This is a genomic window from Massilia sp. LjRoot122, from assembly GCF_964252725.1.
Lineage (GTDB): Bacteria > Pseudomonadota > Gammaproteobacteria > Burkholderiales > Burkholderiaceae_D > Telluria.
In genome coordinates this window covers 2,648,489-2,661,851 of record NZ_CAXUPB020000001.1, presented here as the reverse complement: position 1 = coordinate 2,661,851, position 13,363 = coordinate 2,648,489, and the positions used below count along the sequence as shown (strand labels likewise).

The 13,363-nt window shown below is 68.4% G+C and carries 9 protein-coding genes; 2 read left to right on the top strand and 7 right to left on the bottom strand.

From position 1 onward, the window contains the following. Positions 1-106 precede the first annotated feature (106 nt). Positions 107-1,213, top strand: a complete 1,107-nt coding sequence (locus ACSQ25_RS11575; protein ID WP_436105834.1) for an alpha/beta fold hydrolase — start codon at positions 107-109, stop codon at positions 1,211-1,213. A 112-nt stretch (positions 1,214-1,325) separates the two neighbouring features. Here the strand turns inward: ACSQ25_RS11575 and ACSQ25_RS11570 are convergent, their stop codons facing one another. Continuing rightward, entirely contained in the window at positions 1,326-3,269 is a 1,944-nt protein-coding gene (locus ACSQ25_RS11570) for an alkaline phosphatase D family protein (RefSeq protein WP_436108060.1), read from the bottom strand. 121 nt (positions 3,270-3,390) lie between these two features. Next, positions 3,391-3,819 carry a response regulator gene (locus ACSQ25_RS11565; RefSeq protein WP_436105833.1) on the bottom strand — a complete coding sequence of 143 codons (429 nt, stop codon included), beginning with the start codon at positions 3,817-3,819 and terminating at the stop codon, positions 3,391-3,393. Positions 3,820-4,118: 299 nt separating this feature from the next. Here ACSQ25_RS11565 and ACSQ25_RS11560 point away from each other — a divergent pair, with 299 nt between their 5' ends. Further along, positions 4,119-4,781 carry a trimeric intracellular cation channel family protein gene (locus tag ACSQ25_RS11560; RefSeq protein WP_436105832.1) on the top strand — a complete coding sequence of 221 codons (663 nt, stop codon included), beginning with the start codon at positions 4,119-4,121 and terminating at the stop codon, positions 4,779-4,781. A 3-nt stretch (positions 4,782-4,784) separates the two neighbouring features. Here the strand turns inward: ACSQ25_RS11560 and ACSQ25_RS11555 are convergent, their stop codons facing one another. The 5 genes from ACSQ25_RS11555 to ACSQ25_RS11535 all read right to left on the bottom strand — a co-directional run bounded on the left by ACSQ25_RS11555 (position 4,785) and on the right by ACSQ25_RS11535 (position 13,215). Next, positions 4,785-6,101 (bottom strand): MFS transporter, encoded by a 1,317-nt coding sequence (locus tag ACSQ25_RS11555; RefSeq protein WP_436105831.1) that lies wholly within the window; start codon positions 6,099-6,101, stop codon positions 4,785-4,787. Positions 6,102-6,231: 130 nt separating this feature from the next. Continuing rightward, positions 6,232-7,677 carry an NAD-dependent succinate-semialdehyde dehydrogenase gene (locus ACSQ25_RS11550; protein WP_436105830.1) on the bottom strand — a complete coding sequence of 482 codons (1,446 nt, stop codon included), beginning with the start codon at positions 7,675-7,677 and terminating at the stop codon, positions 6,232-6,234. A 113-nt stretch (positions 7,678-7,790) separates the two neighbouring features. Next, positions 7,791-8,915, bottom strand: a complete 1,125-nt coding sequence (locus ACSQ25_RS11545; protein WP_436105829.1) for a 6-phosphofructokinase — start codon at positions 8,913-8,915, stop codon at positions 7,791-7,793. 18 nt (positions 8,916-8,933) lie between these two features. After that, positions 8,934-9,821 carry an SMP-30/gluconolactonase/LRE family protein gene (locus tag ACSQ25_RS11540; RefSeq protein ID WP_436105828.1) on the bottom strand — a complete coding sequence of 296 codons (888 nt, stop codon included), beginning with the start codon at positions 9,819-9,821 and terminating at the stop codon, positions 8,934-8,936. Between the two features lie 37 nt (positions 9,822-9,858). Then, the gene (locus ACSQ25_RS11535; RefSeq protein WP_436105827.1) at positions 9,859-13,215 is read right to left on the bottom strand and encodes a DUF4450 domain-containing protein; all 3,357 of its coding nucleotides are present in this window, start codon (positions 13,213-13,215) and stop codon (positions 9,859-9,861) included. Positions 13,216-13,363 lie beyond the last annotated feature (148 nt).

The window sequence follows — 13,363 nt, the reverse complement described above, 5'->3', positions numbered from 1 at the left end:
GCAGGAAACGCTTGGCGAATTGGCTGATTCGCCAGTTTAATACGCCGCAAACGCTGCCGCCACGCGCGGCGTACAGTGGCTGGCTCACGAACCTGAAGAGAACACCATGCACGCATCGAACTCATCTTCATTTGTCATGCCTTCCTTCGCCGCCCTCGGCGCCATCGCACTCAAGAACATGGACCGCAGCCGCCAGGCGCGCGGCCAGCTGCTGGACCGGGCCGGCTACGGCCCGCAGGAAACACCTTTCAGCATACTCCACAGCGAACCGGGCCTGAGCCTGCGCCGCTTTGGCGAAGAACAGCCCGACGGCCCGGCCGTGTTGCTGGTGCCGGCACCCATCAAGCGCTCCTACATCTGGGACCTGGCGCCCGACACCAGCGTCGTGCGGCGCTGGATGGAACAGGGCTACCGCGTCTACCTGGCCGAGTGGACGCCCCTGCCCGACGACACCACCGAGGACTTCGGTCTCGACGATTACGGCGAGCGCCTGCTGTCCGCCTGCCAACGGGCCATCGAGGCCGACAGCGGCAGGACGAAACTCAGCATCGCCGGCCACTCGCTGGGCGGCATCCTGGCGGCGATGTACAGCTGCCTGCACCCGGACCGGGTCGAAGCGACCGTCCTGCTGGAATCGCCCCTGCACTTCGAAAAAGGCTCGTGCTGCTTCCGGCCCCTGGTCGATTCCACGCCGCACGCGCGCCAGATCGCGGACAACTTCCGCCAGGTCCCGGGCGTCTTCCTCAACCTGATGAGCGCCATCGCCGAGCCGCATGCCTTCCAGTATGAGCGCATGATGGACCGCTGGCTGTCCTTCGCCAACCCGCGCCTGCTCACCACCCACATGCGGGTCGAACGCTGGACCCATGACGAGTTCCCGCTGCCTGGCCGGCTGTTCACCGAGCTGGTCGAGCAGCTCTACCGCAACGACGAGTTCACGCGCGGCGAGCTGGCGGTCGGCAAGCGCCGCATCGGCCCGCAAGACTTGCGCGCGCCCCTGGTGAGTGTGCTCGACCCGCGCAGCAAGCTGATCCCGGAAGCCGCCAATTTGCCCTTCCACGACGCCGCCGCGAGCGAACGCAAGTGCCTGCTGCACTACGAAGGCGACGTCGGCGTCAACCTGCAGCATGTAGGTATCCTGGTCGGAACCAGCGCCCATGCGCGCATCTGGCCGGCGATCTTCGGCTGGCTCGCAGAAAACCGGGGCGAGTAAAAGCGCCTAACAAAACCCCGAGGGCAAGGCGCATCGTCGAAGACAGTACGCTAGTACGGCGAGACGATGCAACGCAGCCATCGGGGGGATTGTTAGACGCTCAAAGGCCTGCTCAGTGCTTGCTCAGGGGCTGCTCGGCCGCCGCCGCAAGGGATGCGTCCTGCTCCGGCGCCCGGAAGCAGGTGGACGGCCGGCCATCCGCGTTGTGCTGCATGATGCGCACTGGCCGCCCTTGCGCATCGAGCCACACCTGGCCGATGCCGGCGCCGTTCCAGACCCGCTCGCCCTGCTGGCGCCAGTCCGGCAGATAGGGCGTGAGCGCGAGATCGCGGCGCTGGGTGAACCAGTTCAGCGGCGAGCGCGGTGAATACAGCCAGCGATTCAGGCGATCGAGCCAGTCGAGCAGGCGGCGCGGGAATTCGTTCTTGATGCCGCTGCTGGTGATCTGCCAGATATGCTGCGGGCGCTCGGAGTCGCGCACCTCGACATCGTAGGCGAACGAATAGTGCACATCGCCCGACAGGACCACGTAATTACCCGGGGTGCGCGTATGGCGGAAGATATTGAGCATGCTGCTGGCCGCGCCGCGATGCGCCATCCAGTTCTCGGCGTCGACGGTCAAGGCCAGGCCGGCGAAGGTCGCGACCCTTTGCACCACCTCGATCAGCTTGACGCCGAACATGGGCGTCGGCGAGACGATGACGGCAGCCGTTTCGTCCAGCAGCTCGTGCTGCAGCTCGGTCAGCGATTCCCAATCCATCAGGCCCGAGGGATGGCCGGGGCGGCGCCGGTTGCGCCAGCGCCGGGTGCGGGTATCGAGCACGATGATCGTGGGCTTGGTGCGCACGACGAAATCCCACTGTCGGAACGACAGCAGCCGCCTGATCAGCGCGTCCTGCACCGGCGCATCCAGGCGGTCGTCGGCGGCGGCCGTGGCGGCCAGCCCCCCCAGTTCAACCAGCGCCGTCACGAACACATCCGGGCGGTTGCCCCAGCCCTGACACAGCATATAGGCGATCAGCGCATTGCCCACGATGCGGCGTGCGAACGGGTGCTCGTAGACCGTGGTTTCCCACTTGGCCGACAGGTTCCAGTCGTCGGTGATGTCGTGGTCATCGAAGATCATCAGGCTCTGCACGTGCGCCAGCAGGCGTGCAGCCTGCGGCAGGTCGCGGCGAAAGCCCGCCAGCGCCTTCGACTCGCGCCGCCAGCGCTCCGCATGCCTGGGTTTTAGCGCGGGCACCGGCGCATCCGCCACCAGCTGCCATGGCACGGGCGACCAGACCAGCAGGTACATGGCCATCACCTCGGCCAGGGTGACCAGGTGGTTGTGCGCATTGGCCGTCGTAAAGATCGGCTTCTCGCTGCCGCCGAAGAAGCGGTCGCGCAGCGCATCATTGGACCTGAACGCGGGCAGCAGCTCTTCGCGCCGGTAGTAGCTGGCCGGATGGCGGTACAGGGCCTCGCTGTCGGCCACCACCGCGCCAGTCAGGCATTCGGCATACAGGCCCAGGCGCCGGATCAGGGCGTGGATCGCCGCCAGCATCGGGCCCGCCACATCGTCGGCATACACCTGGTCGCCGCACAGCATGAGCATGGCGGGCCGCTCCTCGGCCTGCTCGAGGTGTTCGGCCAACAAGGCGTCGGCGCGCGCCAGGCCATCGCGCGCGGGATGGTGCGGCTTGCGGCAGGAGCCGTACAGGATATTGTCGCTGCGGCTGCGCAGCACCATGTTCGGCCGCGCCGCCCCGGCATGCAGCAGGTGCGGCGCCCAATGCGCGATGCCGGCCTCATTACCATCGTCGAGCGTGACGAGCAGGTCGTACTCAATGAGCGTGTCTTGCGGCAGCGGCTCGGGCAGCGCGACATCGATCAGGTGCACGCAGGCGTGGCGGCCGATGCGGATTACACGACAGTGGCGCGCATCCAGGGGCAGGCGCCGGGACGCGCCGGCCTTGGGTACCAGCACCAGGGTCAGGTCGAGCGCTGCGCTGCCGACCAGCCAGAGCACCAGGCGGCCCGGCTCGAGGCGGCGCAGGATTGGACCGGCAAGCACGGGCGGCAGGACATCGGTGACGGGAGTCTGGATCAATCGGGTGCACTTGCTGTTTCAATGAACGAAGCAGTGTAGCACCACGGACGACTCGGGCACCCGGACCGCGTGATCGATCCAGCGATTACGCGGCTGCTTTCAGCGCGTCATCCAACTCACCTGGATGGCAAGCCCGCTTTTTTTTCACGCAGCTCAGAACATCGAGTATCTGATCATACTGGACAGGTTTGAGCAGGAACCTGTCGAAGCCGGCGGTCCACGCATCTCGTGCGATGCCGTGATAGTAGTGGCCGGTCAGCGCAACAAGCAAGGCGTCTTTGGCGCCGGGCACCGCGCGGATTCGCTTGCCGAAATCGAGACCTGTCCCATCGTCCAGGAAGAGCTCAGTGAAAATCACGTCAGGTGGGCTTGCCTGTATCGAGGCAAGTGCTTCGTAGCAGTTTTTTGCAGTGTCGACCCGGCAACCAGTCAGCTCGAGCAAAGCCTTCAGGAGAAACCGCAAATCATCGTCAGGGTCTACCAGCATCAGCCGCAAACCGATTTTCGTGGACATAGTATTTGGACTCCGTAAGTTTTCATTCTTCGGAAGACAAAGCGACAGTCTTGGGCTGTCGTACTTTCACGCGACACTACTATTGCATATACGACAACCCCGATCTCTACCTATTAAGATGGATTGCGCGTTGACCAGTCCTGGGCATGTCATCCAACCCGGGGCCACAAACGCTGACTGTCGCCGGTGCTCAGCGGCATGTCCCCATCTGCGGTACCATGCCGGGCAAGCTCTCGCCCCCATCCCCCGATTCAAGGATTCACGTGTTCGCCGTACTCGCTCTCGACATGGGAGCCGCCATGAAAACCCTCGTGCTGACGCTCGACCTAGTCGGCACCTTCGTCTTCGCCCTCAGCGGCGCCACTGCCGGCGCCCGCCGCCGTCTCGACATCTTCGGCGTGCTGGTACTGTCCTTCGTCGCTGCCAACTCGGGCGGCATCGTCCGTGACGTCCTGATCGGCGCCACCCCGCCGGCGGCGATCAGCGACTGGCGCTACCTTGCCGTGTCGATCCTTGCCGGTCTGCTGATCTTCTTCTGGTATCCGCTCATCAACCGGCTGCGCAATGCGGTCGCGATCTTTGACGGCGCCGGTCTGGCCCTGTTCTGCGTGGCCGGCGCACAGAAGGCGCTGGTATTCGGACTGGAGCCCTGGGCGGCCGCCCTGCTCGGCATGCTGACCGGGATCGGCGGCGGCATCGCGCGCGACGTCCTGCTGAACGAAGTTCCCGCCGTATTCCGCTCGGACATCTATGCCGTCGCCGCCCTCGCGGGGGCCGCCATCGTGGTAGCCGGCGACGCCCTGCAACTGCCCACCACGGCCACCGCCTGCGCCGGCGCGGCCGTCTGCTTCGGGCTGCGCCTGGCCGCCATCCGCTATGGCTGGCACCTGCCCACCGCGCGCACGCCCGAGCACCTGGACGCCGCCGGCGACGACCAGAGCGGAAGAAACCAAGGACGCTAAGCCCTACTCCAGTGCGCGCCGGCGCGACTCCACGTCCACACACCCGATCGCGAACGCAGCGATCAGCAGGAAGCCCGCCAGCATCGCCAGCGCCAGCGTGAAGTGCGTCGCCATCACTGGCGCCACGATCGCCGGCGCGAACAGGCCGCCGAAACGTGCGACCGCACCGGCCATGCCCATGCCGCTGGCGCGCAGGTCGGTCGGGTAGACCTCGGGCGTGAAGGCATACAGCGCGCCCCAGGTGCCCAGCAGCGCAAAGCTCATCAGCAAGGTCGATCCCACCACCAGCCAGGTGGCATTCCCCAGGCTGTAGGCCATGCAGCCCACTGCGCTCAGCAGCAGGAAGCCGACCAGGGTCGGCTTGCGCCCCCAGCGCTCGACCCCGTAGGCCGACAGGGCGAAGCCCGGCAACTGCACCAGCGCCAGCACGATCAGGAACTCCTGGCCGCGCATGAAGCCGAAGCCCTCGGCACTCAGCTTCACGGGCAGGTAGACGAACACGCCGTAGTAGGCCACCGAGATCAGCATCCAGGCCACCAGCAGCGCGATGCTGCGCCGGCGCAACCGGCCGGCGAACAGCGACAGCAGCCCATGCCGCGGTGCGCTGTCCGGCTGCAGGGCCGGGATCGCGACCTGGCGGCCATTCGCCGCGGCCACCCGTTCCAGGACGGCGCGCGCCTGCTCGCCCTTGCCGCTGCGGTTCAGGTACATCGGCGACTCGGGCACGTACAGGCGCAACACCACGCCGATCAGGGCCGGCAGCCCGGTCACCAGGAAGATCACGCGCCAGGCATCGTCGCCCCAGCGCAGCGCCAGCAAGGCCAGTACCGCCAGCAGGATGGTGCCGACGGCCCAGAAGGATTCGAGCAGCACCAGCCAGCGCCCGCGGCGGTCGCTGGGCAGGAATTCGGCCATCATGGTGTAGTCGACCGGCAGGGTGCCGCCCACGCCGATGCCGGTCAGGAAACGCAGCGCCAGCAGCCAGGTCAAGTCCGGCGCGAAGGCGGAGGCCACCCCGAAGCAGGCGTCCAGCACAACTGCCGCCATCAGCACCGGCCGGCGCCCGATGCGGTCGGCCAGACGGCCGAAGACGAAGGCCCCGACCAGCATCCCGCTGAAGAAGAAGGTGCCGGTCTGGAGCGCCTGCGGCATGCCGACGCCGAAGGTCCTGGCGATGGAGGGCGCGCTGAAGCCGATCGACAGCACCTGCATGGCATCGGCCATCCAGACCAGGCCGAAGATGACGAACAGACGGTACTGGAACCTGCCGACGCCGGCCGCCTGGATGCCCTGTTCTACGGTCGCGCTCATGATGGACATCGGTGCTTCCTCCGTATTTCGCTCGGTATGAGGGCCAGTGTTCACCAGACAGCCGCAGCGGACGGTGCAATGGAAAACAGAGGCGCAAAAAAAGCCCGCCGAAGCGGGCTGATCTGAGCCGATACCCGGCTTACACACCGACCATCGAGACGGCCTTGGTGTTCAGGTAGGCTTCCAGCGCTTCCGGACCGCCTTCCGAACCGTAGCCGGAATCCTTGATGCCGCCGAAAGGCAGCTCGGCGCTCGGGGTGGCCGGCTGATTCAGCCACAGCATGCCGACTTCCATGCGGTTCATCAGCAGCTGGGCGTTCTTGATCGAACGGGTGAACGCGTAGCCGGCCAGGCCGTACGGCAGGCGATTGGCTTCGGCGATCGCCTCTTCCAGGCTGTCGAAACCGCGGATCGCCGCGACCGGACCGAAGGGCTCGTCATTGAAGACGCTGGCTTCCAGCGGCACGTCGGCCAGGATGGTCGGCGCGAAGAAGTTGCCGGCATCGCCGACGCGCTGGCCACCGAAGGCGACGGTGGCGCCCTTGGCCTGCGCATCCTCGACCACCTGCGCCATCGCCGTCAGGCGGCGCGCGTTGGCCAGGGGACCAAGGGTCGTGCCTTCCGCCAGGCCGTCGCCCAGCTTCAGCCCTTCGGCATGCTTGACGAAGGCGCGCGTGAATTCGTCCTTGATCGCGTTGTGCACCAGGAAGCGGGTCGGCGAGATGCAGACCTGGCCGGCATTGCGGAACTTGGCGGCGCCCGCGGCCTTGACTGCCAGCATCACGTCGGCGTCCTCGGCGATGATCACCGGCGCATGGCCTCCCAGTTCCATGGTGGCGCGCTTCATGTGGGCGCCGGCCAGGGCGGCCAGCTGCTTGCCGACCGGGGTCGAACCGGTGAAGGTGACCTTGCGGATGACCGGGTGTGGAATCAGGTAGGCGGAAATCTCGGCCGGGTCGCCGAACACCAGGCCGACCACGCCCGGCGGCACGCCGGCGTCGACGAAGCACTGGAACAGCGCCGCCGGCGAGGCCGGGGTCTCTTCGGGCGCCTTGCACAGGAAGGAGCAGCCGGTGGCCAGCGCCGCGGCCAGCTTGCGCACCACCTGGTTGATCGGGAAGTTCCAGGGCGTGAAGGCGGCGACCGGGCCGACCGGCTCCTTCAGCACCAGCTGCTGGGCCGCCGGATTGCGCGACGGGACGATGCGGCCGTAGACGCGCATGCCTTCGGCGGCGAACCAGTCGATGATTTCGGCGCCGGCCATGGCTTCCATCTTCGCTTCGGCCAGCGGCTTGCCCTGCTCCTGGGTCAGCAGGCGGGCGATGTCGCCGGCGCGCTCGCGCAGCAGGTTGGCGGCGCGGCGCATGGTGGCGGCGCGCTCGGCGGCGGTGACGGCGCGCCAGGTCTCGAAGCCCTTCTGGGCTGCGGCCAGGGCGCGGTCGAGGTCGGCGGTGGTGGCGTGGGCCACGGTGCCGATGGTCTGGCCGGTGGCCGGGTTCACAACCGGGATCGTCTTGCCGCCGGTCGCGTCCTGCCATTCGTTGGCGATGAGAAGTCGGGTGTCGGGATAGCTGGAAGTCGTCATGGGGCGTCGGTTCCTGTGTTGAATGAATCGTAAAGCGTGATGATAACCCGTGCGCGGGCAGCTTGCAGGGCACCGGCGCGCTTGCGCTTGCTGCCTGGAATCATCGATCCGCCCTAGCCCGGCCCGTCGCGGTCGCCGAAGCAGATCCCCAGTTCACGCGCCGTCCGCACCGTATCGCCATCGACCGGCACCCGCTTGCTGCGCCCGGCCACCTGCCCCAGCGGCACGCTGCCGATATCCTGGCCGCCGAGCGCCATCATCACGCCCGACTCCCCGCGTGCCAGCGCGCGCACCGCGGCTGCCCCGAAGCGCGCAGCCACTACGCGGTCGAAGGCGGACGGCGCCCCGCCGCGCAGCAGGTGGCCCAGCACCACGCTGCGGCACTCCTTGCCGGTGCGTTCGGCCAGCCTGGCCTCGACCCAGGCGCCGATGCCGCCCAGGCGCTCGGCATGGCCAGCGCCGGCGGCGGCCTGCACGGCGCGCTCGCGGCCGAGCGGCTGCGCCCCTTCGGCCGCCACCACGATCGTGTGGCCATGGCCGGCCGCATCGCGCCTGGCGACGGCATCGGCGACGACATCGACGTCGAAGGGAATTTCGGGGAGGAGGATCGCGTGGGCGCCGCCGGCCATGCCGGCATGCAGCGCGATCCAACCGGCGTAGCGTCCCATCACCTCGACCACCATGACGCGATGTTGGCTGTCCGCCGTGGTGTGCAGGCGGTCGATGCACTCGGTGGCGAAGCCGACCGCGGTATCGAAGCCGAAGGTCTGGAAGGTGCCGTCGAGGTCGTTGTCGATGGTCTTGGGCACGCCGATCACGCGCAGCCCCTTGCGGAACAAGGCCTCGGCGATCTCCATCGAACTGTCGCCGCCGACCATGACCAGGGCATCCAGGCCGCGCTGGCGGAACAGCTTGATCAGCTCATCGCTGCGGTCCTGTTCCGCAGGCCCGGGGCCGCCATGGCGGACCGGATAGCGCAGTGGATTGCCGCGGTTGGTGCTGCCGAGGATGGTGCCGCCCAGGTGAGCGATGCCGTGCACGCGCTCAGGCGTCAGGTGCAGGACCGGCTCGCCGCTGCAGGCGCCCGGTGCCAGCAGGCCGTTGAAGCCGTCGCGGATGCCGTGGCATTCCCAACCCTGCCCGGCGCCGGCGAGTACGACGGCGCGGATCACGGCGTTCAGGCCGGGGGCGTCGCCGCCGCCGGTGACGATGGCGATGCGTTGGATGTCGGTGTCCATGGGCCGCTCCTGTGCAGACTATAGCGCGAATACCGTGTGCGGCAAACCCGGCGTCTCGACCCTGAATGAGAACAGGCCGCCGGCCAGCGGCTGTTCCGCGCGCTGCGCCGAAGACAGGCCTTTCCACGCCGTGGTGACGTAGGCGGTGCGCAGGTCTTCGCCGCCAAAGGCGATCTTGGTGATGTTCGAGCAGGGAAAGCGCACACAGCCCGCCGGCTGCCCGGCCGCCGTAAAGCGTTCGATGCGGCCGCCGCCGAACAGGGCGATCCACAGCTGGCCCGCGCTGTCGACCGCCATGCCGTCCGGGCGGCTGCCTTCCGGCAGCTGGAGGAAGATCCGCTTGTTGGCCAGGCCACCGTCGGGGCGCAGGTCGAAGGCATACACGCGGCGCAGCGGCGTATCGGTGTGGTACAGGGTGCTGCCGTCGGGGCTGATGGCCGGACCGTTGGTGATGATGTAGCCGTCGTCGGCACGCGCCAGAATGCCGTCCCGGCCGAGCCGGTACAGGGCGCCGGTCGGCTCGGCCTGGGCATCGTCCATCGAGCCGAACCAGAGGTTGCCGCCGGCGTCCACGTAGCCGTCGTTGAAGCGGTTGCCCGGCAGCCCGTCCTCGATCTTGCGCAGTGGCGCGAAGGCGCCGCTCGCCTCGTCGAAGCGGTACAGGCCGTCCTCCATCGCGCACACCAGCCCGCCGCTTGAGGCGGGAACCACGAAACCGGGCTGGCCCGGCGCTTCCCAGGTGCTGCGCCCGCTGCCGTCCGCGGCGCAGCGGTGGATGCGGCGGCCTTTGATGTCGACGAAGTAGACCGAGCGCGTGGCAGCATGCCAGAGCGCGCCTTCGCCCAGGTGGGCGCCCGCATCCCAGATGCATTCGGGGTTCATGAGGATTCCGTTGTCGATAGCCATGTTCTCATTGTACGGTCGAACATGGCGACCGGCCGACTCAGTCGAGCGTCACCCCCATTAGCCCGATCACCACGTCATTTGCCAGGGTCCGCAATTCCAGGCTCTTCAGGGACTTGCTGCGGTCCAGCGTCATCTCGAGCACGGTGGCGGAACCGCCATCGATCTGCGCGCGCAGCTCCTGCGGCAGCGTTGCCGGATCCAGCACCCGCACCCGCGCCGTTTTCAGGTCCACCCGCACCGGCAGGCGCCCGCAATAAGGGAACTGGTAGTCGTCGATGAGGTAATCCTGCTCGATCGGCCACCAGCTGTCGGGATTGCGCAGGGCCAGCCGGGTGCGGCTGCCATCGGCGTAGCTGACGATCACCTCGCCGTTCTCGATCCGGCTCTGCATCGCGTTGCTCGAGCCTGCCATCAGCAGGAACATGCGCCCGGCCCTGCCCTGCAGCGGCACGGCGGCGCCCTTCGGATAGTTGTCCCACTGCGAGGTGAACAGGACGTTGGCCGCGCCCGCGGCCGCCGGAGTGGCGAAGCTCAGGCCGTTCGGCAGGCGCAGGCTGCCGCCCTGGGCGCGCAGGCCGGCATCGTCGATGACGGCCATGGCATTCACGTGCCCGGCCCAGGCGCCGATGCCTTGCGACGGCAGGGACAGGGACACGTAGGGCGAGCGCGGCGACAGGTATTTACCCGGCGTGAACAGCGCGCCGACGCGGTCGTTGAACCACGGGCCCAGGTCGACGTGGCGCGGCTTCACGGGCGCTCCCTTCAGCCAGGGCGCCGCTTCAGGCCCGCATGCCGCCGTGGCCCGCGGCGCAGGCGCCGCTTGCCACCAGCTGAAGGCTCCCTGACGCACACGCTGCAAGCCTCCCGCATCCGCCGGGCCGGCAAGCGCCGCCTCGTCACCGATCGGCTGCCCGCGCCAGCGGATCACGAGCTCGATCTTGCGGCCGAAGGGCAGCTCGACGCGCAGGCGCGGTGCGAAGGCTTCGTCGGTGCCCGCCTTCCAGCGCACCGGCTTGCCGTCGGCCAGCACCTCCGCCACCCCGTCGCTGGCGGCGGGCAGCTCGAGCACCAGGCGCTGGAAGGTGCTTGCGGGCTGCTCGACCGTCCAGCGCTCGATCCCGCCTTCGCGCCGGAACGCCAGCGTCACCCCCGGGTGCTTCAGGCGCGCATGCGCCCAGTCGCGCGGGAAGCCGGGACGCAGCAGCAGGGTTCCCGCCAGGGCGTCCGGCCGCACGCCGAACAGCCCTTCCACCAGGGTGCGCGCCATCACCCCCGAGCCGTCGGCGAAGTCGCGCTGGGCTTCCCGGCGGTAGACGTCGAGGTAATTCATGCTGCCGATGTTCCCCGGCGAGATGCCCATGTACAGGCTGGCCAGCAGCGCGCCCTTGGCCAGTTCGAAGGCGCTCTCATTGTGGCCCGCCTGCCAGGAAGCGAGGGCCGTATGCAGCACTTCGCCCATCACCACATTGTTGATGGACCAGGAGTACGGCATCCAGTCGGTGGTCGGCAACACCCGGTACCGACGGTCGGCCGGCACGCCCGGTCCCTCGATCGGGATCGCCCGGCGCCCGCGTTCGACGTCGAGCGCCATGCGTGCGGCGTCCAGGCGGCCGGGTACTTGCGAGTCGACCGCGTGGTAGTAGCTCCACAGGCCGTAGCTCGGGTGCAGGGCCTGCTTCCCCAGCAGGTCGCGGTATTCGCCGAAGGCGCCGCGCTCCGGCATCCACAGGTAGCTGCGCATGGCGCGCCGGATGCGGTCGGCCTCGAGCCGGTAGGGTGCCGGATCCTTCCCGAGCAGCGCCGCGATGCGCGCCGCCATCCCGTTGTGCCAGGCGTTGTAGGCCGAGGTGTGGGTGGCGCCGCCGCCGTTGTAGTACAGGTCGTCGCTGGCCCAGATCGCGGCATAGCCTTCGTACAGCGGCAGCCTGTCCGGACCGACTTCGCGCCGGAACAGGCGCCGCTCCCAGGCCAGGTGGCGCTCCAGCACCGGCCACACGGCTTTCGCGTAGGCGAGGTCGCCGGTCCATAACAGGTGGCGCAGCATCACGTCGATGAAGCCGATGTTCATGTCGTAGTGCGACTTGCTCATGTCGCCATTGCTGTGCAGCCCGGCCTCGTTGCGGGCCAGGTTCGTCGCCAGGTCGGCGGACGGCAGGCGGGCCGGCACCGGTGTGGTGTTCTGGCGTGCCGTCCAGACGTCGAGGTTGCGGCGTGCGCGCCCGTGCCAGCCCAGCGCGTCGAGCGCATACGGCCCGCGCCAGCCCAGCAGCTTGGTGCGCCAGGCGATCGCGCCATGCATGATGGCGCCCTGCTCCTCGTCCCAGACCGCATCGGCGGCGACGTTGAGCGCGCCCATGGCGGCATTCAGGTAGGGGTCGGGCGTGTCGATGCGCACCTGCCCGCGCAAAGCGGCGTAGTGGCCCAGGGCCTCGTCGAAGCGCTGCGCGAGTTCGGCCGGCTGGAAGGCGGGTGCGCGTGCGCTGCCGGATGCCGGGCGGGCGTCCAGGGTGCTGCCGGCCTCGCGGTACACGGCCAGTTCCGCTGCCCTTCTGCTGCTGGTGACCTGGAAGGCCAGGTCGACGGTCCGGTCATTCAGCGGCAGGCGCCCCACCGCGAGCTGGCCCGCGCCGCCGGCATCGGCTGCCAGCAGGCCCGCCAGGTCGTCCCAGCGAGCGGCATCGGCGCGGCCCAGGTTCAAGGCTTGCGCCACGGTGCCCGTGATGACCGCCCGCTCGTTCGCGACCCTGAAAGCCTGCGCCTGAAGATCGACGCTGCTGCCGCGCGCATGGGCCGGCGCGAACTGGAAATACTGGCTGATCGGCACCGACTCGGTCCCGATGTCGCCGCCGCGGCGTCCCTGGGCCCCATTGCCGGGGGCGAAGGCCACTACCAGCTCGCTCGCCGCCGGCAGCCCCACGCCGCGCACCTGGAGTCCGAGTCCCTCGACTGCCGCATAAGCCACCGCGGCCAGGTGAATGCGGCCGCCCTCGAACAGCGGGTCGGCGATCTCGTAGTGCAGCTCGCCCGGACGGTAGCGCGTGAGGATGCTGCGCGCCTGGTGCAGCCACAGGACGCCGGCCCGGGTCTTCAGGCCGAGCCGGACGTTGCCGCCGCGCCCGGGCAGGTACAGCGAGAACTCCGGACGGTCGCCGCCATCGACGCGAAAGCCGGTATTCCCTCCGTAGAGGGGCCGGTTGAAGAACTCGCCGCCGTTCTCGATCACGAAGTCCTCGCCCTCGGGACGATAGCGCAGCGGCCGCGCCACCTCCCCGGCCAGGTTCGGGCGCGCCACGTCGACGCCCGGTTTGTAGCTCTCGGCGCCGGCAGCCGCTGGCGGTAATCCGGGCGCCAGCAGCGCAACGGCGATCAGGTGAGACAGGTGGCGCTGACGCATATCCTTGTTCCTCAAGCGTTGTTGTGCCGGGTAATATAGATAAGACCCGCTCGCTGGGCGCGCCAAACGGGGAAATTCTCAGCTGCTTGAGTGAGTGAAAAATAATGCGCCGAATCTTGAGGAAAAATTTTTCGTGCTCGTCTTACCA